Below are 21,915 nucleotides of genomic sequence, written 5' to 3' on the forward strand. Positions count from 1 at the left end.
CGCTTCTGGCTGGACGGCGGCCTTGTTCATACCGAGCCGTATCGGAAGCCGGAGGAAGCGGAGGGACCGGACTTGTCCGTTGCGATGGAGAAGCTGTTCCTCGCTCTCGATATCGGCAACGAGAGCGCGGCGTCATCGTTATTGCTGGCCACGGGAGCGGCCATGCGGGAGGCGGGAGCGCACGAGCAGGATATGAAAGCAGGACTCGTACGGGTGATGGGAACCGTGCTCGGGAAGCTCGGCCAGAGCCGTCCGGAAATTCGCGAGAAAAGCCATCTATTCTCGGACCGACTGATGGATCTATACAAGGAGTATCGGCACGCCGGATTGCTTGATCGTCTTGCAGGGCTGGCCAAGCAAATAGCGGACGAGCTTCGGAGCTTTGGAACGGACAAGCAAATTCAGAAAATGCTCGAAATGATCGAGCGCAATTACAGCGAAAACTTGAAGCTGGAGTCGTTGGCCGAAGTGTTCAATTACAACAGCTCTTATTTGGGCAAGCTGTTCAAAAACACGACGGGACAATATTTCAATACTTATTTGGACAAGGTTCGAATCGAAAAAGCGAAGGAGCTTCTCGAGCAAGGGATGAAGGTGTACCAGGTGGCGGAGCGGGTCGGCTATACGAACGTCGATTATTTTCATAGCAAATTCCGCAAGTACGTCGGCACCTCGCCGTCCGACTATCGCAAAAAGCAGCAAACCGACGCGCTCTGATGAGCGCGTCTTTCTTTTGTCAAAAATGAGGTCTCAATTTCACTGATTTTTACATGATTTTATACCGGATACTTCGTGTAGAGAGTCGGGCCGCAATTTTTTATCATGTAAACATACAGCAAGGAGGGGTAGCATGAAAGCGATGTCAGGGGTAGCGATCCCGCAGGGCAAATCGCAGACACCGAGAAAAGGGAGCGGCTTCTGGTTCCGCTTCTACCAGAACCGCTACCTGTACCTCATGTCGCTGCCTTTTGTCGTCTGGGTGTTCATATTCAGTTACTTGCCTTTGTGGGGCTGGCTGATGGCGTTCCAGAAGTACAAGCCGGGCAAGTCGATTTTCGAGCAGCAATGGGTCGGCTTCGAGCAGTTCAAAACGCTTTTCCAAGACGACACGTTCTATCTGGTTATGCGCAACACGCTCGCCATGAGCTTCATGGGCTTGATTGCCGGCTTTATCGTACCGATCGTTTTCGCTTTGCTGCTGAACGAAGTTCGCCACATGTTCTTCAAGAGGTTCGTTCAAACGATCTCGTACTTGCCGCATTTTGTTTCGTGGGTCGTCGTATCGAGCATCGTCTCGAAAATGCTGTCGACGGACAACGGAGTCGTGAACGATCTCCTTATGTGGCTCGGTTTCATTGACGAACCGATTCAATATTTGGCACAGGAGAAGCTGTTCTGGGGCATTGTGACGGTATCCGACGTTTGGAAAGAGATGGGCTGGAACACTATCATCTATTTGGCGGCCATATCCGGAATCGGGGCCGAGCTTTACGAGGCGGCAAGGGTGGACGGGGCAAGCCGGCTTCGGCAAATTTGGCACATTACGCTTCCGGGGATCCGGAGCACGATTACGATCCTGCTCATTATGTCCATCGGCCATTTGATAAGCATCGGCTTCGAGAAGCAGTTCCTGCTCGGCAACAACATGGTTCGGGATTACTCTCAAGTGCTTGACCTGTACGCGCTGCAATACGGGCTGCAGATGAGCCGGTATTCGTTCGGTACCGCCGTCAACATTTTTAATTCCGTCGTTTCCGTCATCTTGCTCTTTACGGCGAACGGCTTGTTCAAGCGATTCACCAAAGAAAGCATCATGTAGAAGGAGGGACCCAGGTGAGCACTTATCGGCTGCGGAAGGGCGTTCCTCTGTCCGACCGAATTCTGGATATCGTGATTGCGGTCGCAATGATCGCCGTCACCGTCGTAACGCTGTATCCTTTCTTGAACGTTCTCGCCCTTTCGTTGAACGATTCGGTCGACAGCGTCCGGGGCGGCATAACGATATTTCCGAGAGATTTCACGCTTGAAAATTACAAATTGATCTTCTCGTTCACGGGCTTGATCACCGGCTTCAAAATTTCGGTGCTTCGTACCGTCGTCGGAACGATACTCGGCTTGATCAGCGCCTCCATGCTGGCGTTCACGCTGGCCCGTCCCGACTTTCAGGGCCGCCGATTCGTTTCCGTGTTTCTGGCATTGACGATGTACGTATCCGGAGGCCTGATTCCGGGGTACATGCTGATCAAGGACCTCGGCATGATGAACACGTTCGCCGTGTACGTATTGCCGGGCTTGGTCAGCGCCTTCAACGTGTTTATAATCCGTTCCTTCATCGACGGTCTTCCTTATGCGCTTCAGGAATCGGCCAAAATCGACGGAGCCAACGACTTCACGATCTATTGGCGGATTATTCTTCCGATGACGAAGCCCGCTCTGGCGACGATCGCGCTATTCCTTGCCGTCGGTCAATGGAATTCCTGGTTCGACACGTACTTGTACAATGGCTCCAACGATGCGCTGACGACGCTGCAATTCGAGCTTATGAAGGTGCTTCAAAGCACGAGCAGCGGCAATGGCGGCGATATTCACGGCAGCAACATGGGCCAGGTCATGGCAACCGTATCGCCGGAATCGGTCAAGATGGCTATTACGATATTCGTCACGCTGCCGATTTTGCTCGTCTACCCGTTCCTGCAACGTTATTTTGTCAAAGGAATGACTCTCGGAGCGGTGAAAGGGTAATCCCTTTCTCGCTTCGCGGAGATAAAGCCAGGTAGCAACAGGGCAACCTGTTATACAAATAGATGAACCATATTAACGGGAGGGTATCCAATGGCAACAAAAAGAAAATGGCCGGTCGTGTTGATGTCGACGGCTTTAGCGGCCGGACTGCTTGCAGGCTGCGGCAATAATAACGGCAACAATGCAAGCCCGAGCGCCAGCAGCCCTGCGGCTTCCAATTCCAACGCTAATGAAAGCGCTTCTCCCGAGAAGCTGGACCCGATTACGCTCAGTTTCTACAGCGAAGACCCGAACCCGAACTGGTCCAACATGCAGGACGATATCGGCAAGGCGATTACGGCAAAAACGGGCGTAACGCTCGATGCGGAATTCGCGGTCGGCGATCCGATTCAAAAATCCGCCCTGATCGCATCCAGCGGCAAATATCCGGACGTTATCAGTGCGAAAACGAGCATCAGCAAATTCGTCGACGCCGGAGCCGTTCTCGATTTGACGGAGCTGATCGATAAATACGCGCCGAACATCAAAAAGATTTTCGGCGACCAAATGAATCGTCTGCGTTACAGCCTTGACGACAAGTCCATCTATGTCATTCCGACTTACGATGCCGTCGGTCACCAGCCTTTCAACGCCGGCGGAGGATTCGAGCTGCAGCACCGCGTCGTCAAAGAGCTTGGCTATCCGGCAATCAAAACCGTCAAAGATTATGAGAATGCCATCAAGCAATATTTGGCCAAGCATCCTACAGACGAGAACGGCAACAAAAACATCGGCCTTACGTTGAACTCCGAGGACTGGCATATGTACATCTCCGTTACGAATCCGGCGTTCTATACGACCGGGGCTCCGGACGACGGCGAGTTCCAGGTCGACATCGATACGCAAAAGGTAACGTACCATTACCTCCGTCCGGAAGAAAAAGAATATTTCAGATGGCTTAACCACATGAACGCCGAAGGCTTGCTCGACAAAGAAAGCTTCGTGCAAAAATACGACCAATACAAAGCGAAAATCGCTTCCGGGCGTGTTCTCGGCCTGATCGACCAGGATTGGGACTACGGCGACGGCGAAAGAGCGTTGAAAGAAGCGGGCAAATTCGATCAAGGCTACGGCCACTATCCGGTTACGCTTGACGAGAAGTACAAAGACACGTCGTTCTGGCCTACCGGCTACAACCCTAGCTCCGGCATCGCGATTTCGAAGTCGAACCCGGATCCGATCCGCACGATCAAGTTCCTTGACTACCTCGCTTCCGACGAAGGCCAAGTGCTCGTCAACTGGGGTATCGAAGGCAAGCAATACAATGTCGAGAACGGCAAACGCGTCATTCCTAAAGAGGTGAACGACCGCAAAATCAATGACGGCATCAATTTCCAAAAAGAAACGGGTATCGGCTCCTACGTAACGATGATGGCCCGTTACGGAGACAGCGTCAAAGATCCGACCGGCAACTATTACACGACGAACTTCCCCGAGCAAATCGTGGCCGGCTTCAACGATGTCGAGAAGGAAGTTCTTAAAGCTTACAACGCGACGACATGGAAAGACCTGTTCCCGAAAGCGGAGGAATTCCCGGTCAAGCCGTGGGGCGCTTCCTGGAGCATTCCGATTCCGGGCGACAGCGACATTCCGGTTATCGAAGAGAAGCTCAAAAACATCACTTGGAAGATGATTCCGAAAGCCATTCTGGCGAAACCGGAAAACTTCGACAGCGTCTGGGACGATTATGTCAAGCAGCTTGAAAAAGCGAACGTCCACAAAGCGGAATCGCTTCGCGAGGAATTGATCAAAAACCGTATCGAGCTTTGGAAATAAAGAGGCAGACAGGAGCCCGGGTTCGCTCGGGCTCTTTGTTCATGTCCGTGAGCGAGGTGGCGATTACGTCCATGAGATTATGGTACAAGCAGCCGGCTTCCCGCTGGGAGGAGGCGCTGCCTATCGGCAACGGCAGACTCGGAGCGATGGTGTTCGGCGGAGTCGGCAAGGATACGATTCTGCTCAACGAGGACACGCTTTGGTCGGGTTTTCCGAGAGACGACGCCAATTATGAAGCGAGACGGCATTTAGCTTCGGCTCGGGAATTGCTGAGCCAAGGGAAATATGCCGAGGCACAGCGATTGATCGAGGAGAAAATACAAGGGCGAAACGTGGAATCGTACGTGCCGCTCGGCGGGCTGACGGTCGAGCTTGCGGGTGAGGACGGGCCGCCGGGCTTCTACGAGCGTGATTTGGATTTGGGAGAGGCGATTGCGTCCGTTATCCATCGGCCGCATAGCGGCGGGGGCATCCGGCGGGAATATTGGATTAGCGCCCCCGATCAGGTGATGGGCATTCGGTATACGGCCGAATCCGGCAAGGAACTGAACGCCGTCGTCGGAATGGAATCTCCGCATCCGTATTTGGCGAGCGGAGCGGCAGAGGCGGAGGCAGCGCTGACCGGAAGGGCGCCAAGCCATGTTGCGGACAATTACATGGGGGATCATCCGAGCCCGGTTTTATACGAGGCCGCTCGGGGGCTTTCGTTCGATATGCGCGTGCGAGCTATCGCCGATGGCGGCACGGCAAGCGCAGACAGCGATGGAAAGATTCATATCCGCGGCGCGAAATCGTTCGTTCTCTACTGGACGGCTGCAACGAATTTCGGAGGCTGCGGAGCGACACCCGATCCGTATGACCGAGAACCTGCGGAACGATGCCGAAGTCGTATCGCTGCGGCCGTGGAGGTTGGTTACGATAGGCTTGTTGCCCGCCACAAGGCCGAGCATGGCGAGAAGTTTAATCGAGTCGCATTAAAGCTTGGAGCCGATGATACAGATTGCGAACGATTGCCGACGGATGAACGATTATCGTTGTATCGCGAACGGGAGAACGATCCGTCGCTCGAAGCTCTCTATTTTCAATACGGCAGATATTTGCTTATAGCAAGTTCCCGGCCCGGCACGCAGCCGGCGAACTTGCAAGGGATATGGAACCCGCACGTACAGCCGCCGTGGTGCAGCGACTATACGACGAACATCAATACGGAGATGAATTACTGGCACGCGGAAACGTGCAGCCTAAGCGATTGCCATGAGCCCTTGTTCGACATGATTCGGGACCTTAGCGAAACCGGAGCGCGCACGGCGAACATTCATTACGGGGCGCGCGGCTGGACGGTTCATCACAACGTCGATCTGTGGCGAGGCGCCGGTCCGACGGCCGGAGACGCCAGTTGGGCGTTCTGGCCGATGGCTGGCGGCTGGCTCGTCCGTCATCTGTGGGAGCATTACTTGTTTGGTCAGAGCCTCGATTTTCTTCGGGAGAGAGCGTATCCCTTGATGAAGGGAGCGGCTTTGTTCGGTCTCGATTGGCTTATTGAAGGGGCGGACGGCATGCTCGTTACAAGTCCGTCGACTTCTCCGGAAAATCGGTTTGTAGCTCCGGACGGACAGATTGGCAGCGTGTCGGCTGGCACGACGATGGATATTTCCATTTTGCGCGATTTGTTCGCGAACTGCATTGAAGCGTCGGAGAGGCTCGCTTGCGACGCCGAATTTCGCGAGCTGTTGCGCGGAGCGTTGAATCGTTTGCCGCCGTTTCGAATTGGCAGCCGTGGACAGCTTCAGGAGTGGCTTGAGGATTTCGAAGAAGCGGAGCCGGGCCATCGGCACGTTTCCCATTTGTACGGGCTTTACCCCGCGCATTTGTTAACGGAGAGTCGTCCTGATTTGATCGAAGCTGCGCGCGTTTCGTTGACGGGACGGCTCGAAAATGGCGGAGGGCATACGGGCTGGAGCTGCGCATGGCTCATTAATTTGTTTGCGCGATTGAAGGACGCAGGGAAGTCGCACGAGTTCGTTCGAACGCTGCTTGCGAGATCGACGCTGCCGAATTTGCTGGACGATCATCCGCCGTTCCAAATCGACGGCAACTTTGGCGGCACGGCGGGAATGGCGGAGCTATTGCTGCAAAGCCACGACGGGGGGCTGGAGCTGCTGCCCGCTCTTCCTGACAGTTGGGGCGAAGGCTCGGTGACCGGGCTGCGCGCGAGAGGCGGATTTACCGTCGATATGGAATGGACTGGGGGCCGATTGCAGAAAGCGGTTATTCGCTCCGCTGCCGGTCGAATGTGCCGTATTCGAAATAAGGAAGCGTGGAGCGTCTTCGCCGCGACCGACGGTGAACCGGTCGAAGTGGCGGATGGCGCATTTGCGACTGCCGCCCATGAAAGCTATTTTATCCGGTTCTAGAAACAATAGAGGGGAGAAGAAAACGACGATTTACCGGTTTCTTGCCGATTTTGAGACGAGGTACCATACACATACATTCAGCGAGAAGTGCGGTCGAGAGTGCAACAGTGGGAAGAGATACCATACAATCGGCGGGATGTGCGGTCGAGAGCGCAACAGTGGGACGAGGTACCATACATTCTGCGGGAAGTGTGATCGAGAGCGCAACAGTGGGGCGAGGTACCATACAATCGGCGGGATGCGTGATCGAGAGCGCAACAGTGGGACGAGGTACCATACAATCGGCGGGATGCGTGATCGAGAGCGCAACAGTGGGAAGAGGTACCATACAATCGGCGGGAAGTGCGGTCGAGAGCGCACAGTGGGACGAGGTACCATACAATCGGCGGGAAGTGCGGTCGAGAGCGCAACAGTGGGACGAGGTACCATACATTCGGAGGGATGCGTGATCGAGAGCGCAACAGTGGGACGAGGTACCATACATTCGGCGGGATGCGTGATCGAGAGCGCAACAGTGGGACGAGGTACCATACAATCGGCGGGAAGTGCGGTCGAGAGCGCAACAGTGGGACGAGGCACCATGAACCTCTGTCAAGAAAATAGACACTTAGAATCGAGAAAATTAGGCCGGATTTGAAAACGCCCGTTCGTAACTGTTCGGCGATAAATAGCCAATGGTTGAATGAATTCGTTCACCATTATAGAAACATGTAATGTACTCAAAAATCTGTTTCTTCGCGTCCTCACGCGTCCTGAATTTTGTAAGATAAATGAGTTCTTTCTTGAGGACGCTATGGAACGATTCAATGCAGGCATTGTCGTAGCAGTTGCCTTTTCGGCTCATGCTTCCTTCCATCTTGTACTGCTTCATTTTCTTCTGGTATTCGTGTGAGGCGTATTGGCTTCCCCGATCGGAGTGATGGAGTAATCCGGCTCCTGGCCGACGCTGGGCGTAGGCACGATCTAGCGCCTTAATGACGAGATCTTTGGTCATTCGATCCGACATGTGAAATCCAACAATTTTACGGCTGTACAGGTCCATGACGCTCGCTAAATACAACCAGCCTTCATTGGTCGGGCAGTAAGTAATATCAGTAACCCACGCCTGATTGGGAGCCTCAGGTATGAACTTCCTGTTCAGCGTATTATCATGTACGGGCAGGTTGTGTTTGGAATTCGTGGTAGCTTTATATTTCTTGACGGTACGGGATTTTAACCCCATTACCTGCATCAAGCGAGCAACGCGTTTCTCGGATACAACGACTCCCCGAGTACGAAGGGCAGCTGTTACTTTCGGGCTGCCATACAGGCGTCTGGAGCCAAGAAATATACGCCTAATCTTCTGCTCCAAATCTTCTCTGCGTTTGCGGCGCTCAAGCCGCTTGTCGTAGCTTTTTTGCCATGCGTAGTAACCGCTTCGGGAAACCTTAAATACAGAGCACATCTTTGCGACACGGAGCTTAAAGCGGTATTTGTAGATAAACGGAAAAATCAGCGCCGGTCTTTTGCAAAGTAGTGCATTGCCTTTTTTAAGATTTCATTTTCCTCCTGCAAGTCACGAAGTTGTTTCTGCAAATCGCGTAGCGCCTTATCCTCAGGCTTTAGATTACCGCTTCCTGGGAAAGCCTGCATACCATCCTGTTTGAGCTCGGCAATCCAACGATATAGTGAGTTTTCATGGACGCCTACCTCACGTGCTACCTGCGCAATCGGCTTGCCTTCTTGAATCATCTGAACCGTCTGCATCTTAAACTCTCTGTCGTATTTCTTCGTCATGTCGGACACCTCGAATGAAAGTAATTATATTCTCCCATTCTCGATTCTTCGTGTCCACTTTCTAGTCTAACAGCACCATACAATCGGCGGGAAGTGCGGTCGAGAGCGCAACAGTGGGACGAGGTACCATACAATCGGCGGGAAGTGTGATCGAGAGCGCAACAGTGGGACGAGGTACCATACAATCGGCGGGATGCGTGATCGAGAGCGCAACAGTGGGACGAGGTACCATACATTCGGAGGGATGTGTGATCGAGAGCGCAACAGTGGGACGAGGTACCATACAATCGGCGGGATGTGCGGTCGAGAGCGCAACAGTGGGACGAGGTACCGTACATTTGGGCAAATGAAAAACAACTGAGGATTTCGGCGATTTCTGCTTCGCGGCTTGCCGAAGGTGAGCCTAGAGGTCGAATGGCTTTCGCTTGCCCACAATTTGCAAAGGCGGTGCAGGGATAACCTCCCTTGCACCGCCATTTATAGATTTTTTCCCTTTTTAGCGAGCGGGCTACCCACAAAGTGAGCTAATACTTACTTCTGGGACAGCCGCGTCCTTCCTTATTCGCTTTAAGCTTCCGCGTGTAAAGCGACTGCGATCTTGGCGGCAACCTCGGCATTGTGATAGACAAGCGCAATGTTCGTCTCCAGACTGCTGCCGCCGGTCAATTCCTTGATTCGACCGAGCAGGAAAGGAGTTACCTTTTTCCCCGTAATGCTCCGCTCGTTCGCTTCCCGCAGCGCTTGCCCGATAACATCTTCCATCTCGGAGTGCTTTTGGGCGGAAGCTTCGGGCACCGGATTCGCGATGACCGCTCCGCCCTTTAGGCCCAACGCCCATTTTGTACGCAGCATCACGGCCGCTTCCTCCGGGGTATCGATACGGAAATCGACGCCGAAGCCGCTCTCGCGGGAGTAGAACGACGGGAACTCATCGGTCTTGTAACCGACGACGGGAACGCCGTGCGTCTCCAAATATTCCAGCGTGCGGCCGATATCGAGAATGGATTTGACACCCGCGCAGACGACGGCGACATCCGTCTGAGCCAGCTCCGTCAAATCGGCGGACACGTCCATCGTCGTCTCTCCGTCGCGGTGAACGCCGCCGATGCCGCCCGTCGCGAACACGCGAATGCCGGCCAATGCGGCGCCGATCATCGTAGCCGCGACCGTCGTCGCGCCGATTTGGCCGGAAGCGAGCAGTTGAGGGAAGTCTCGGCGGCTAACCTTTTCCACATGGCCGTTCGATGCAAAAGCTTCCAGTTCTTCATCGTTCAAGCCGATTTTGATTTTTCCGTTCATAATGCCGATGGTAGCCGGAACCGCTCCGTTGTCGCGAATAATCCGTTCCACGGTTTTGGCCATTTCGATATTTTGCGGATAGGGCATGCCATGAGAAATAATCGTCGTTTCCAGCGCCACGATAGGCTTTCCCGTCTGCAAAGCCTCACGTACCTCTTCGGTAAAAGTCAGATAGCTCGTTGCGTTCATGCTAATCTCTCCCTTGTCATAGTCGTTGATCGTGCTGTTGTTCGAGTACGCGAAGCAAAGCTTCTTCGTTGAAACGGCTAGAGACGGACTCCGAGGATTGAAGCGTAAGATGGGCGGCGGCAAGGCCAAACCGGCACGCTTCCGAATAGGAATGGTTTTGCAAAATGCCGTAAGCGATCCCGGCCACGAAAGCGTCTCCGGCGCCGGTCACTTCGACGACTTCGGTCGGAATTACGGGAAAGCTCCGACTGCCTTCCGCGCCTCCGTACGCGACGCCATTCTTGCCTAACGTAACGAAAACATGCTCCGCGCCGCGCAGATGGATGGCAGCAGCAAGGGACTCCGCATCGGCCTCGTCCGTGATCGGCACCCCGGCCAATTCGCACGCTTCTTCAAGGTTAGGGAAAATGGCGGTTACGCCCTCCAGACGCTCGGGGAGCTTCTTCGCCTTCTCCGACGAGACGGGATCGACAAAAAGCGGAAGCTTCTCGTCGCGGCACCTCTCGATTAAGTAGGCTAGGCTATCCGCCGACGGATTCGTGTCCGCGATAACAAGCTGCGATCCTGCGATATGAGGCCATTTTTCCTGCAACAGCCTTGGGGAGAACAGATCGTAGATGGCCATGTCGGCAAAAGCTAACGCCATTTCGCCATCCGGATTCAATACGGCGGTATAGGCTCCCGTTTTCATTTCGCGCTGCATGAGGGAGGGGGACGTATCCACGCCGGCTTTCCTCGTCTCCTCAAGCAGCCACTCTCCGGCTTTGTCGTCGCCGACAAGAGTCAGCAGAAAAGTGCGGCAGGAAAGCTTGGCCAAATTTTCCGCGATGTTGCGTGCGACGCCGCCGCAAGATTGGGTGACGTCGACGGGATTGGATGACGCCGGACGAATCGTCCGCTTGCCGATCGCTTTGCTGTCCAGATTGGCTCCGCCAATGCAAAGGACGGCGCCATTCTCCGCCATGACATAGGCGCGGCCAAGCAAAATGCCTTTCTTGATAAGGGAAGCGATATGCCCGGCGACTGCGGAACGCGATAGGCCGACCTGCTCCGCGATTTCCAGCTGGGAGATGAACGGATCTCGCCGAATCAGTTCGATGATTTGTTGCTCCCGGCCCATTTTCAATCCCCCTCTCTTGATCGGACTTTTGTTTTCATTATAAACACTTGTCCGCAACGATGCCATCTCCTTATTTTCCCGCAAATCGCCAGGGGAGAACGTCGTGACCTCGCCGATTTCTATTCAATATGATGCAAGTAAGACAGAGAAAAGCAGTCTGTCTGGGGAATGGGAGGTGGCGCGAATGCAGCCGCATTTTGGATTCGTATGCGCTTTATTTGGATCTGTCATAACGTTCGCGTTCGGTATTTGGCCGGAATCGCTAACCTTGCTGCTGGTGCTAATGGCCATCGATTATTTAACCGGCGTTATCGCCGCTTTGCGCGAAGGAGAAGGGCTTCACAGCAACACCGGATTTTGGGCATGGTTAAAAAGGGGCTCATGCTTCTCGTTATTTTGCTTGCCCACCGAGTGGACGTGCTCCTCGGCTCCGATATGATCATGGGAGGAGCGATAGCGTTCTATGCGGTTAACGAGCTGCTCTCGGTCATAGAAAATTACGGAAGGATAGGGCTGCCGCTTCCTCCGCAAATAAGGCGGCTCGTTAGAGTGCTGCGCGACCGTCAAGATCCGAAAGACCCGCCGTCTTCGGATTCCTGAAGCGGAAGATTAGCTGAAAACGTTCATCATTTTGTCAAATGTGAAAAAAAGTTGACGGCCTCGTTTCGGTTCCCGCTTGAGTTCAAATGCTGATTTTAGGTAATATAAGAAGTAGACATTTACGAATGAGGCAGGGGAAGAGTCAGATGTACAAATGGATCATGTCCACATTCATTACCGTAGCTTGCGCCTTGGGCGTCTACTTGCTGGCGACCGGCTTGCCGGACAAGCCGCATGACGAAGCTGAGGGGCTGAAGGAAGGACAGGAGCTGTTGAAAATAACGGCGTCCAACTTCGAATTCAACGAAAAAGAATACCATGTCAAAGCAGGCACGTCTTACGTTATCAAATTTTCGAACAAGCTCGGCACCCATGGCGCCGAAATCAAGGATTTGGGCATTGAGCTCGAGTCCGCCAAACCGTCGGTCGAGTATACATTCGACAAGCCGGGCACGTACGAAATGCATTGTTCCATCATGTGCGGACAAGGCCATGGCGGCATGATCGCAAAAATCATCGTGGAATAACGCAACGAAGCAGTCAATGAAAAAGGAGCCGGCATCGGCTCCTTTTTCGCTACAGGTGCTTCCATGTTCTGATTTTTGCAATACCTCGGTCGCAGAGATAACCGATTACCGCATAGCTGATCACCGTCAGTACGTACAATGTCCATAAGTTCACCCGGTGGATGTCGCCGAACAGCTCGACGAACCACGTCGGAACGCTGAACATGAGGAAGAAAATGTTATGCGGATCGTAGCCTGAATAATTGAACAAGCACAACGCAATGCCGATTATCGTACAGGCCAAGGTTAGGGTATAACGCATGGGAACCGTCCTTCCGCCAAGCGGCGATGCCCTTGCCGGGCACGCGGCCGTTGATTTTCGTAGTATGCGCGTCGTTCTCGCCGCTCATGCGTTCGGCGAATGGCGCTCAAGCCGTTTCACATTCGACAATAATGAGAGGGGATACTATTCATGATTACGCACATCGTATTGTTCAAGCTTAAAGACGGCAGTCCGGAGAGCGTCGAGCGCACCGCTCAAGTGCTGCGCGATATGGAAGGGAAAATCGAGCAGCTTCAATCCATCGAGGTCGGCATCGACGTTATTCACTCGGAACGTTCTTACCACATCGGGCTCGTGACGAGGTTTGCTTCGATGGACGATCTCAACGCTTACCAGATCCATCCGGTTCATAAAAAAGTGATCGAGCATATGTCGTCCGTCCGGGAAGCTTCGGCTAGCGTGGACTACGTAAGCTAATACGGAAAGGAAGAGGCACGTTGGATACCGCGAGCATGCGAGACCCGTTCGAAATGATGACTTATTTGCTGGTCATTCTCATTAGCGCCGTCGTAATGACGGTTTGGCTGAAAATACGGGGAAAACGCAAACGGAATAAATAAAAGGGGGCTTCTTTCCGATGTACTATGTGAACCGGGAAGGCATCGACTCCCGCTTGAACTGCATTCCCGAAATCGTCGAAGCGCTTGCCGCTGCGGCTTCGGATTGGAGGGGAACCCTGGCTGAGGGGTTGGCGCAGGAACGAGCTCTTCATCTTGCCGCCGAGATCGTCACGGACATCGGCAGCGCTCTTATTGACGGCTTTCTGATGCGGGACGCGAGCAGCTACGAGGATATTATCGAAATTATAGCTACCGAGCAGGTCATTTCTCCCGAGGTGTCTGTCCCGTTGACGCAACTGGTAGCGCTCCGCAAGGCGCTCGTGCAGCAATACGACACTTGGCCCCGGCGCGAGCTTCACCCGTTGTCGGCGGCGCTTCCCGCGCTGTTGAACGATTTCGCCATCCAGGTTAGAGGTTATTTGGCCAAGGAATTGGGTTAAGCTTCAAAGCTTTTCTATGCGCCTGCCCAAACGGAGATTTACGCTTTGCCGCAATTCCGTTACAATGGGAGTCAACTGACTACAGCGCGGATTGTGCCACTGTCCCCTGCTGTCGAAGGACGAGGGGGGATGCGCCATGCTGCCGCAGGAAGAAACGTCGACGAGAAATCAAATTCTTCAGCTGTTGAAGATGCAAGGAAACAGACGCATCAATGAACTGTCCAAGGCGCTGGGTATAACCGAGATGGCGGTCCGTCGACATATCCAGATGCTGGAGCGCGACGGTCTCGTAGCGTCTTTGCTCGTTCGTCAGCCAATGGGACGTCCAATGTACCGTTATTCGTTGACGGAGCAAGCGGACGAATTGTTTCCGAAAAACTATTCCCAGCTGACGCTCGATCTGTTATCCGAGCTGGAGGATCAGGATGGCGGAGCTGGCGTCATCGATCGGATGTTCGAAGGTCGAAGGGATAAGCTGGAAGCTCGTTACAAGGATCGGATGCAGCACAAGCCGCTTGAGGAACGAGTCGCAGAGCTGTCTTCGATTCAGAACGGCGGCGGCTACATGTCGGAATGGGAGCTTGACGAGCGAACGGGCGAATTCCGGCTCTATGAATATAATTGTCCGGTTGCCCAAGTGGCAAATCGGTACAGGCAAGCGTGCAAATGCGAAAAGCAGCTGTTCGAAAGGCTGCTGGACGCCGACGTGGAGCGGACGGAATGTCTGGCCGACGGCGGCGCACGCTGCACGTATGCGATTCGTCCCGCGCAAGCGGGCGACAAATAAGGAAAGTCCGGTCGCGATGTTGGAGCGATCGGGCTTTTTTTATTGTCTGATCCGGTAACCCGCCGCAGTAAGGCTAAATCGCCGCTGACTCGCCGCGTCGGGCCAGTAACCCGCCGCAGTAAGTCTAAATCGCCGCTGACTCGCCGCGTCGCACCAGTAACCCGCCGCAGTAAGGCTAAATCGCCGCTGACTCGCCGCGTCGCACCAGTAACCCGCCGCAGTAAGGCTAAATCGCCGCTGACTCGCCGTGCAGCCCACGCAGCTACATTGCAACCGGGGCGGCAGCAGGAGCAATGAGAAAGTTACTTATAAAGGCGGAGCATCAGCGAAAGTTGGCAGGAGATTCGAGATTGCCGCGAGAGCATGTAAGTCTCCCTTCAATCATGGCAAAAGTTCATCCCTCTCCTATCAGGCAGAGCGAGCTTCGTTTGCATTCCAGAGGCAAAACAAACGGCCCGTCCGCTGTGTCAAGACAAGCCGCTCCTACTTATAATGTCATTAACCGCATGGGCATTCGCCCGGAGTTGCGGGGAGGGCAGGAGGAGTATTCGATGGCATGGGACGTGGCGGCATACGCAATTGCTTTGGCGGCGATCGTAATCGCGGCAGCGGTCGCGATTGGAGCGGCGGCGGCGCACCGATCGTTGCGCAGGCTGGAAAAGACGGCACAGCGGCTCGAAATCAACGCGGCGGAAGCGTTGGCGGAATGCCGCGAGTTCGCGTTCGAAGCCCGGACAGCGGCCGCTTCGTGCAAAGCCGGCTTGCAGGGGTTTCAGACGCTAGCCGAAGGTGCGCGAGCTCTCGGCACGGCTGCCGGAAATGCCGCGCATACGGCAACCCGGCTGACGGCCGCTTGGCATGATCGCCTCCGTCCGAACGAAGCTGCGGCGTCAAAGCAAGCCGATAGCTCCGGCGCGGAATCCGGATCGGATTGGCTCGAGCTAAGGGGATTCGTACAGCGATTTTTGCGCGGTCGGATTTCCGGTCTGCACGCCGAGTCGTCCGGCTCGAACCAAGCTCCCCGTTCCTCCGCTGCGAATGCAGATGCTACACAAGGAGAGTGAACGAACATGGCTGACAAAAAAGTAGTCAAAACGTTTCTATGGGGCGCATTGACTGGGGCTGTATCAGGCGCGATAACGGCGCTGCTGTTCGCCCCCAAATCGGGCAAGGAGTTGCGCAAGGACATTGCAGACACTGCGCAAAAAGTAGGGGGAAAAACGGCCGATCTTAGCCGTCAAGCCGGTTCATCCGTGCAATCGCTGGCTCGCAGAACGTCCGAATTCGCATCGGACGCGAAACAGGCCGCTAGCCGGTTCGTTACCGATATCCGTTCCCGCCGGGGCAGCGAAGCCGCCGTCGAGGAAGCCGCCGCTTCCTCGGAGGCAAGTCCGGATGAAGAGCGGCAGGCGCTGTAATAAGATAGTTCGAAGCCAAGGAGAGAGCGGATTCATCCGTTCCCTCCTTTTTTTCGTTTTTTTCAAAATGAAACGGCTAAGCGCCTCTGTCTGCGCGAATATTGCGGTACACTTTTCGGACGCAGCTCATATTTTATCTCGTATCGTTATCACATTACATGAAGGAAGCGGTGTTACCGTGCAGCGTGCGATCGCGGTCCTGGATTCCGGCGTTGGAGGACTGACCGTAGTCAAAGAGGTCATGCGCCAGCTTCCCAGGGAGAAGATCATCTATTTCGGGGACACCGCGCGAGCTCCTTACGGACCAAGGGCGGCAGAGGAAGTTTTGGCGTTTACTCGCGAAATCGTCGATTATTTGTCGCAATACAAGCCGAAAATGATCGTCATCGCTTGCAATACCGCGACGGCGGTTGCTCTACAGGACATCCGCGCGCGAGTACGCATTCCCGTCATAGGCGTCATTAATCCGGGTGCCCGTGCGGCAATCGGAAAGTCGAAAACGGGGAAAATCGGCGTGATCGGAACGGACGGCACGATTAAGAGCCGCGCATACGATCATGCGCTTCGTTGTCTGTCCCCTCGTGTAGAGATCGTCAGCTTGGCTTGCCCGAAGCTCGTACCGCTTGTGGAAGACGGCGATTTTCATTCGGAGGAGACGAGATCTATCGTCGTCGAATCGCTGGAAGCGCTGCGGGGCGTTCCGATGGATTGTCTCATTTTAGGCTGCACGCACTATCCTTTTTTATCGGAGATGATCTCCTCTTATATGGGTGAAAGCGTTCATCTAATTAGCTCGGCAGACGAAACGGCTCGCGAAATAAGCACCATTCTACACGAGAACAATCAGCTTGCGGGCAGAGACGAACGGCCGATTCACCAGTTTTTTTGCAGCGGCGAACCGCGCAAATTTCAGGAAATCGCCCAAGCCTGGCTCGGAGCGCAAATTCGGCTGTCGCCGGTCGTTTGGCATATCCCCCACAACGGGTCGTCATATCGGAACGGCAACGGACGTACACCTATATAGCCCTGAATCGAAGCGGGTTTGGAGGGATACGGGTGAATCTTCTTACTTATGTCGTTCGGGAAGGCGATACGTCCAGGAGGATTGCGATGAACTTCGGAGTATCCCATGCGGCTCTCCGCGCCGCGAATCCGCAATGGCTGGAAGGCGAGTCTCCCGTTCCGGGCGAGCTTGTTCATGTTCCGGCGCGCCTTCCGCGCAGATATGTATGCCGAACGGGAGATACGATCGCAAGCGTAGCTATGTTTTGCGGCTGCTCGGCCGAAAGGCTGAGGGCGTGCAACCCCGAGCTTGGAGAGGATGAGCCGGAAGCCGGTCAACAGTTGGAGCTGCCCGCCGGCCGGGCGGATACGATCGTTCATACTTCGGCAGAGTACGGCCCCGATCAATTGGCGAAGGATTTGATTCGCATCAAGCGCAGCTTTCCGTTCGTCAGCGTCGATTCTATCGGCCGAAGCGTTCTGGGTAAGCCTATTCACGCTCTTCGCATTGGGGAGGGACCTTTCCGCTGGCATTTCAACGGCTCCTGTCACGCGAACGAATGGATCACTTCGCTGCTCTTGATGAAGTTCGCTGAGGATTACGCTCGGGCATGCCGAAGGCGAGGGGCGCTTGGCGGACAGAACGCCGCGAGCCTTTTCAGGAAGACGTCGCTCTGGATCGTGCCGATGCTCAATCCGGACGGAGCAGAGCTTGCTCAAACGGGCTTATTCGCATCGCATCCATACTACAGCGAGCTGCTTGCGATGAATCGGGGCTCGGCTCGTTTTCACAGGTGGAAAGCGAATGTGCACGGCGTCGATCTGAACGATCAATTTCCCGCGGGCTGGGAAGAAGAAAAGGCGCGAAGGAGCGTCGCTGGACCGGGGCCGAGAGATTACGGGGGACCGTCGCCGCTGAGCGAGCCGGAAGCGAGGGCGATTGCCGAATTTACGGAGCGGATGGATTTTCATGCCGTTCTGTCGCTTCATTCGCAAGGCGAGGAAATTTATTGGAACTATCGCGACGAGGAGCCTCCGGAGTCGGAACGATGGGCGAATAGGCTGGCGAACGCTTCCGGATACAACGCAGTGAAGCTGTCGGGGAGCGATGCCGGGTACAAGGATTGGTTCATTCACGCTTTTCGTCGTCCGGGCTTTACGGTTGAAGTTGGATGGGCCGCAATCCGCTGCCGCTCGACGCATTTTCGGAAATCTACGACGATGTGGTAAAATTGCTGACAGAAGCGCTTGCGTTAGCCGGCGATGAAACTGTGCATGAATAGAATGGATTCGAATGAAAGCCGACGGGGTACACTTAGGGCAAACGTCCCCGTCGGCTTATTTACAAATTAGGGAGGCAAGTCCGTGTCGCTAAAAAAGGGGCTTCGTCTTTGGCGTCATCTTCCTTCTCGGGTTTTCCGGGTATTGCGGTCTTCTAACGTTACAGTGATGGACAAGCTGCTGTTCATAGTGCCGGTTGCCCTCTATTGGGTGCTTCCGGACTTCATGCCCTTCATGCCGATTGACGATGCCGCATTCACGGCGCTTGCCGCAGGCTGGTACGCACGGGCAATGGAACGCAAATATGGACTTGGGGAAAAATAAAAAGAAAAATTTGGTCTCCGTTCACCGTTTGAATAACGGTTCGCATCTTGCGCGCCACTATTCGTTTCATTACAATAGAACGAGAACAAGACGGGAGTGGAACGCATATGAAATGCAAAATTACTCGCAACGCCGCCACCGCGCTCAGACGCGAACTGGACAAGCCTGAGAATGCCGACCTCATGGTGCGTGTCGTTATTGCGCACAAGCATGGGAATCATGCACATTACGGTCTTGAGCTGGATAAGCCGACCGATGAGGACGAAGTCGTTTCGACGGACAAAGGGATCGACGTCCTTCTGCCTAAAGGCGAGGATCAGGATCTTCTCGACGGCGTGAAGATCGATTACTTCTACTTGCCTCAGGAAGGCTTTGCTATCACGAATCCGAGCAAGGGAAATCATGGCGACCACTAATCCGTCGCCCGTTGATTTTACGACCAGCGAGCCGATGACCGCATCCCAGCCTGCGAACGACATTCGGATATGCGATAAATGCCGCCACGTGAGGGTAAAGACGCTCGTCTCGAAGCTGCAGAAGCTAGTTCCGGGCACGGAAGTGAAGGTCGCTTGCAAGTCCTATTGCGGACCTTGCCAGCGCAGCGCGTTCGTGTTTATTAACGGACGATACGTAACGGCTCCGACCGAGGATGAGGTTGTAGAAAAAGCAAGCAAATATGTGAAGTAATTTTCCACAACGAAGAGGCCCCCGGCTTTCATCATATTGATGAAGGCCGGGGGCCTCTTTTTTGCTTCATTGAAATCAAAGCCCGCCGAGGCTCGGCTAATTCGCCGAAACCAGCTCCGCAGCGACTAATAACCCGCCGAAGCATGGCTAATTCGCCGATCCCAGCTCCGCAGCAACTAATAACCCGCAGAAGCATGGCTAATTCGCCGATCCCAGCTCCGCAGCAACTAATAACCCGCCGAAGCATGGCTAATTCGCCGATCCCAGCTCCGCAGCAACTAATAACCTGCCGAAGCATGGCTAATTCGCCGATCCCAGCTCCGCAGCAACTAATAACCCGCCGAAGCATGGCTAATTCGCCGATCCCAGCTCCGCAACAACTAATAACCCGCCGAAGCATGGCTAATTCGCCGATCCCAGCTCCGCAACAACTCTATAACCAGGCGAGCCTCGGCTAATTTACCGATCCCCGGCCACCCCGCGCCTTAACGCTTCTCCGCATCGTCCTTGCGGAATCTCGCGATAAGATCGTTCTCCACGACGCGATCGGATACCGCCAGCGCTTTCTTGGCTGCTTCCGCGCCAGCTTTGCAGACGGCCGGTTCCAGCTTCTCCGAGGCCGGAACGGAGAAGCACTCCCCGTGCTCCGGCAGACCGTCGCTGCCCGGGACGTAGTACACTTTGCCGTCCGTATATTCGCCGTTGCGGAATATGACTGGCTTCTCCGCTTTCGATAGCATGCTGATGCCCATCATGTACCGATCCTTGACCGGAATGCCGAGGAGATGCAAAAGCGTCGGAGCGGTATCCTGCTGACCGACCGCCTTGTCGATCGTCGTTCCTGCTTGGTCGTCACCGGGAAGATGGATGAAAAACGGAACCCGGCGAACCGCCTCCGCCTTCTCAAGATCGGTCATGGAACGGCCTAGAAGCTTCTCATAAGGCTTCATGTCATACAGCGAATTGTCATGATCCCCATAAAACATCAGAATAGTATCGTCCCACAAGCCATTCTGCTTGAGATCTTCAATCAGATCGCCCATTGCCTCGTCCACGTAATGAGCCGCTTGCAAGTAGTAGCCGAAAGTTGTGCCGGTAAACTCTCCGACATTGAATTTGGTCGACGAAGTCGGCAATTTGAACGGATGATGGCTGGACAAGGAAATAGCGAACGTATAGAACGGTTTTTCCCCGCGCTCCTTGATTTGCTGTACCGTCTGGCGAAAGAACGATTTGTCGCCCAGCGACCAGCCGATCGGCTCATCGATCGTGTAATCTTTGACGCTGTAAAATTGAGCGTATTCCATGTTGTGATACATATTGTTCCGGTTCCAGAAGCTTCCGTCGTAGGCGTGATGAACCGTCGTGTCGTAGCCCGCTTCGTTCAATATCGAAGGGAGACAATCGAATTCGTTGCCTGCGAACCTAATGAAGACAGAGCCTGTAGGCAACGGATGCAGCGAGCAACTCGTGATGAAGTCCGCGTCAGACGTTCGGCCTTGTCCGGTCTGATGATAAAAGTTAGGGAAGTAGACGCTTTGCGAGATCAGCCGATTCAAATTCGGAGTAATCTCCTGACCGCCGAGCTCTTGTCCGATCACGAACGTCTGGAACGCTTCTGCCTGTATGAGAATAATATTTTTCCCTGCGTACTTCCCGTACAAAGGCTCCGACTCCATCTGCTCCTGCAGCTTTTTCCGATCGTCGAACCAGTCTTTTGCATCCTCATAGTCCGCTTTCGAAATGCCGTCTCCGAACCAATGCTCCTTGGCGTATCGATAAGAATCGTAGCCATGGAAACCGAACAGACCCGTCACGTTGTAGATCGGAACGTTCCACCAATTTCCGACGAACAAGCCGCTGGCCCATCCGTTTTTTTGCACCTGAACGGGATAGCTGATCAGAATAATTCCGGCAGCCAGGACGAGCAGCGCAGGAGCGCCTTTGAGCCATAGCTTCTTGCGGGGCTTGCTGCGATAATAGAGCGAAGCTTTCGAGTTTTTGCGCATCCACCATAGCAGCGTGATCGTCAGAGCGATCGCAACGGGGATGTCGGCGAACAGCCACCAGTCGCCCGGGTAAATCAGACTCCAGATGCTGTCCTGCAGCGAGCTTACTTGGCCGGCTTGAAGCAGAACGGGGATGGAGATGAAGTCCTTGAAATAGCGAAAATAAATAAGGTCCGAAAAAATGACGAAAGTAAGCGCCAGATCGAGCACGGTAATGGCGATGGCGCGGGCGCGCGGTCCCAATAGAGCGAGCCAGCACGTCGCGATGAGCATAGCCCCCGCATTGACCATCCACTTCCAATGGTTCATTCCGCCGACGTCCAGTTGATGATCGAGCCATTCGAGCTTGAATAGCATGGACAAGACGAGCAGCGCCGTTCCCCACACCGATCCGATTCGGATGCCATCGAACGACAGGCGAAGACCTTTCTTCGCTACGGCTTGCAATTGCGTAAGCATGAAGCACGCGCCCTTCCTTTTTTTGTCGATTGTAAACGTATTTGTAATGAAATTGTAATTGGAATGTAAAGCAATTCAAACAAAATTAGTATATCTCTTAGGTTGTCCCAAAACAAACAGTCGTTTGATCCGCCGCGTAATTTC

General features: G+C 54.3%; 21 protein-coding genes and 3 pseudogenes. 19 read left to right on the forward strand and 5 right to left on the reverse strand.

Features of this window, described 5'->3' with window-relative positions:
• Positions 1–420: 420 nt before the first annotated feature.
• The 5 genes and pseudogenes from D3H35_RS34945 to D3H35_RS20810 all read left to right on the forward strand — a co-directional run.
• Positions 421–717: pseudogene (locus D3H35_RS34945) on the forward strand (helix-turn-helix domain-containing protein); the annotation flags it as partial.
• Between the two features lie 133 nt (positions 718–850).
• A complete protein-coding gene (locus D3H35_RS20795; RefSeq protein ID WP_119151056.1) occupies positions 851–1,819 on the forward strand; it encodes an ABC transporter permease in 969 nt (322 codons plus the stop codon).
• Between the two features lie 86 nt (positions 1,820–1,905).
• A complete protein-coding gene (locus D3H35_RS20800; protein ID WP_119151255.1) occupies positions 1,906–2,742 on the forward strand; it encodes a carbohydrate ABC transporter permease in 837 nt (278 codons plus the stop codon).
• Positions 2,743–2,832: 90 nt separating this feature from the next.
• Entirely contained in the window at positions 2,833–4,557 is a 1,725-nt protein-coding gene (locus tag D3H35_RS20805) for an ABC transporter substrate-binding protein (RefSeq protein WP_119151057.1), read from the forward strand.
• A 71-nt stretch (positions 4,558–4,628) separates the two neighbouring features.
• Positions 4,629–6,971 (forward strand): glycoside hydrolase family 95 protein, encoded by a 2,343-nt coding sequence (locus D3H35_RS20810; protein ID WP_119151256.1) that lies wholly within the window; start codon positions 4,629–4,631, stop codon positions 6,969–6,971.
• Positions 6,972–7,593: 622 nt separating this feature from the next.
• Here D3H35_RS20810 and D3H35_RS20815 read toward each other — a convergent pair.
• Positions 7,594–8,747, reverse strand: a protein-coding gene (locus D3H35_RS20815; protein ID WP_267901361.1) for an IS3 family transposase whose coding sequence is annotated in 2 segments (ribosomal slippage) — positions 7,594–8,495 and positions 8,495–8,747 — 1,155 coding nt in all. Because the reading frame shifts where the segments join, the coding sequence is not laid out codon by codon here.
• Positions 8,748–9,084: 337 nt separating this feature from the next.
• Here D3H35_RS20815 and D3H35_RS35385 point away from each other — a divergent pair.
• Positions 9,085–9,270: pseudogene (locus D3H35_RS35385) on the forward strand (transposase); the annotation flags it as partial.
• 44 nt (positions 9,271–9,314) lie between these two features.
• On the opposite strand, the gene D3H35_RS20825 reads toward D3H35_RS35385, so the two are convergent.
• Together D3H35_RS20825 and D3H35_RS20830 are read right to left on the reverse strand one after the other, a co-directional pair.
• Positions 9,315–10,235, reverse strand: a complete 921-nt coding sequence (locus D3H35_RS20825) for a pseudouridine-5'-phosphate glycosidase (protein ID WP_119151058.1) — start codon at positions 10,233–10,235, stop codon at positions 9,315–9,317.
• A gap of 16 nt (positions 10,236–10,251) precedes the next feature.
• Positions 10,252–11,355: a carbohydrate kinase gene (locus D3H35_RS20830; RefSeq protein ID WP_119151059.1), complete on the reverse strand. Its 1,104-nt coding sequence runs from the start codon at positions 11,353–11,355 to the stop codon at positions 10,252–10,254.
• 283 nt (positions 11,356–11,638) lie between these two features.
• On the opposite strand from D3H35_RS20830, the pseudogene D3H35_RS20835 reads away from it, so the two are divergent.
• Together D3H35_RS20835 and D3H35_RS20840 are read left to right on the forward strand one after the other, a co-directional pair.
• Positions 11,639–11,955: pseudogene (locus D3H35_RS20835) on the forward strand (phage holin family protein).
• Between the two features lie 146 nt (positions 11,956–12,101).
• Positions 12,102–12,482, forward strand: coding sequence for a cupredoxin domain-containing protein (locus tag D3H35_RS20840; RefSeq protein ID WP_119151060.1), 381 nt, complete (start codon positions 12,102–12,104; stop codon positions 12,480–12,482).
• Between the two features lie 49 nt (positions 12,483–12,531).
• Here the strand turns inward: D3H35_RS20840 and D3H35_RS20845 are convergent, their stop codons facing one another.
• Positions 12,532–12,783: a hypothetical protein gene (locus D3H35_RS20845; RefSeq protein WP_119151061.1), complete on the reverse strand. Its 252-nt coding sequence runs from the start codon at positions 12,781–12,783 to the stop codon at positions 12,532–12,534.
• A gap of 150 nt (positions 12,784–12,933) precedes the next feature.
• Here D3H35_RS20845 and D3H35_RS20850 point away from each other — a divergent pair, with 150 nt between their 5' ends.
• From D3H35_RS20850 to D3H35_RS20895, 11 genes are all read left to right on the forward strand, one after another.
• The gene (locus D3H35_RS20850) at positions 12,934–13,221 is read left to right on the forward strand and encodes a Dabb family protein (RefSeq protein WP_119151062.1); all 288 of its coding nucleotides are present in this window, start codon (positions 12,934–12,936) and stop codon (positions 13,219–13,221) included.
• 20 nt (positions 13,222–13,241) lie between these two features.
• Complete coding sequence (locus D3H35_RS33625) at positions 13,242–13,364, forward strand: hypothetical protein (protein ID WP_267901413.1); 123 nt, start codon at positions 13,242–13,244, stop codon at positions 13,362–13,364.
• A gap of 17 nt (positions 13,365–13,381) precedes the next feature.
• Positions 13,382–13,804: a DUF86 domain-containing protein gene (locus D3H35_RS20855; protein ID WP_119151063.1), complete on the forward strand. Its 423-nt coding sequence runs from the start codon at positions 13,382–13,384 to the stop codon at positions 13,802–13,804.
• 136 nt (positions 13,805–13,940) lie between these two features.
• Positions 13,941–14,591 (forward strand): helix-turn-helix transcriptional regulator, encoded by a 651-nt coding sequence (locus tag D3H35_RS20860; RefSeq protein WP_119151064.1) that lies wholly within the window; start codon positions 13,941–13,943, stop codon positions 14,589–14,591.
• Between the two features lie 551 nt (positions 14,592–15,142).
• Positions 15,143–15,655, forward strand: a complete 513-nt coding sequence (locus D3H35_RS20865; protein ID WP_119151065.1) for a hypothetical protein — start codon at positions 15,143–15,145, stop codon at positions 15,653–15,655.
• Between the two features lie 6 nt (positions 15,656–15,661).
• Positions 15,662–16,009, forward strand: a complete 348-nt coding sequence (locus D3H35_RS20870) for a YtxH domain-containing protein (protein ID WP_119151066.1) — start codon at positions 15,662–15,664, stop codon at positions 16,007–16,009.
• A 178-nt stretch (positions 16,010–16,187) separates the two neighbouring features.
• Entirely contained in the window at positions 16,188–17,033 is an 846-nt protein-coding gene (racE, locus tag D3H35_RS20875; protein WP_119151257.1) for a glutamate racemase, read from the forward strand.
• A gap of 32 nt (positions 17,034–17,065) precedes the next feature.
• Entirely contained in the window at positions 17,066–18,241 is a 1,176-nt protein-coding gene (locus D3H35_RS20880) for a M14 family metallopeptidase (RefSeq protein WP_325050117.1), read from the forward strand.
• Positions 18,242–18,376: 135 nt separating this feature from the next.
• Positions 18,377–18,616 (forward strand): hypothetical protein, encoded by a 240-nt coding sequence (locus D3H35_RS20885; RefSeq protein ID WP_119151067.1) that lies wholly within the window; start codon positions 18,377–18,379, stop codon positions 18,614–18,616.
• A 107-nt stretch (positions 18,617–18,723) separates the two neighbouring features.
• The gene (locus D3H35_RS20890; protein ID WP_119151068.1) at positions 18,724–19,032 is read left to right on the forward strand and encodes a HesB/IscA family protein; all 309 of its coding nucleotides are present in this window, start codon (positions 18,724–18,726) and stop codon (positions 19,030–19,032) included.
• Between the two features lie 34 nt (positions 19,033–19,066).
• Positions 19,067–19,303 carry a YuzB family protein gene (locus D3H35_RS20895; protein WP_119151258.1) on the forward strand — a complete coding sequence of 79 codons (237 nt, stop codon included), beginning with the start codon at positions 19,067–19,069 and terminating at the stop codon, positions 19,301–19,303.
• Positions 19,304–19,788: 485 nt separating this feature from the next.
• Here the strand turns inward: D3H35_RS20895 and D3H35_RS20900 are convergent, their stop codons facing one another.
• The gene (locus D3H35_RS20900) at positions 19,789–21,771 is read right to left on the reverse strand and encodes an LTA synthase family protein (protein ID WP_119151069.1); all 1,983 of its coding nucleotides are present in this window, start codon (positions 21,769–21,771) and stop codon (positions 19,789–19,791) included.
• Positions 21,772–21,915: the final 144 nt, after the last annotated feature.

The organism is Cohnella faecalis (genome assembly GCF_003570905.1).
GTDB classification, from domain to species: Bacteria; Bacillota; Bacilli; order Paenibacillales; family Paenibacillaceae; genus Cohnella; species Cohnella faecalis.

Excerpts from the sequence above, each read along its gene's own strand:
- D3H35_RS20795 (WP_119151056.1), top strand. The coding sequence starts at position 851 with ATGAAAGCGATGTCAGGGGTAGCGATCCCGCAGGGCAAATCGCAGACA.
- D3H35_RS20800 (WP_119151255.1), top strand. The coding sequence starts at position 1,906 with ATGATCGCCGTCACCGTCGTAACGCTGTATCCTTTCTTGAACGTTCTC.
- D3H35_RS20805 (WP_119151057.1), top strand. The coding sequence starts at position 2,833 with ATGGCAACAAAAAGAAAATGGCCGGTCGTGTTGATGTCGACGGCTTTA.
- D3H35_RS20810 (WP_119151256.1), top strand. The coding sequence starts at position 4,629 with ATGAGATTATGGTACAAGCAGCCGGCTTCCCGCTGGGAGGAGGCGCTG.
- D3H35_RS20825 (WP_119151058.1), bottom strand. The coding sequence starts at position 10,235 with ATGAACGCAACGAGCTATCTGACTTTTACCGAAGAGGTACGTGAGGCT.
- D3H35_RS20830 (WP_119151059.1), bottom strand. The coding sequence starts at position 11,355 with ATGGGCCGGGAGCAACAAATCATCGAACTGATTCGGCGAGATCCGTTC.
- D3H35_RS20840 (WP_119151060.1), top strand. The coding sequence starts at position 12,102 with ATGTACAAATGGATCATGTCCACATTCATTACCGTAGCTTGCGCCTTG.
- D3H35_RS20845 (WP_119151061.1), bottom strand. The coding sequence starts at position 12,783 with ATGCGTTATACCCTAACCTTGGCCTGTACGATAATCGGCATTGCGTTG.
- D3H35_RS20850 (WP_119151062.1), top strand. The coding sequence starts at position 12,934 with ATGATTACGCACATCGTATTGTTCAAGCTTAAAGACGGCAGTCCGGAG.
- D3H35_RS20855 (WP_119151063.1), top strand. The coding sequence starts at position 13,382 with ATGTACTATGTGAACCGGGAAGGCATCGACTCCCGCTTGAACTGCATT.
- D3H35_RS20860 (WP_119151064.1), top strand. The coding sequence starts at position 13,941 with ATGCTGCCGCAGGAAGAAACGTCGACGAGAAATCAAATTCTTCAGCTG.
- D3H35_RS20865 (WP_119151065.1), top strand. The coding sequence starts at position 15,143 with ATGGCATGGGACGTGGCGGCATACGCAATTGCTTTGGCGGCGATCGTA.
- D3H35_RS20870 (WP_119151066.1), top strand. The coding sequence starts at position 15,662 with ATGGCTGACAAAAAAGTAGTCAAAACGTTTCTATGGGGCGCATTGACT.
- D3H35_RS20890 (WP_119151068.1), top strand. The coding sequence starts at position 18,724 with ATGAAATGCAAAATTACTCGCAACGCCGCCACCGCGCTCAGACGCGAA.
- D3H35_RS20895 (WP_119151258.1), top strand. The coding sequence starts at position 19,067 with ATGACCGCATCCCAGCCTGCGAACGACATTCGGATATGCGATAAATGC.
- D3H35_RS20900 (WP_119151069.1), bottom strand. The coding sequence starts at position 21,771 with ATGCTTACGCAATTGCAAGCCGTAGCGAAGAAAGGTCTTCGCCTGTCG.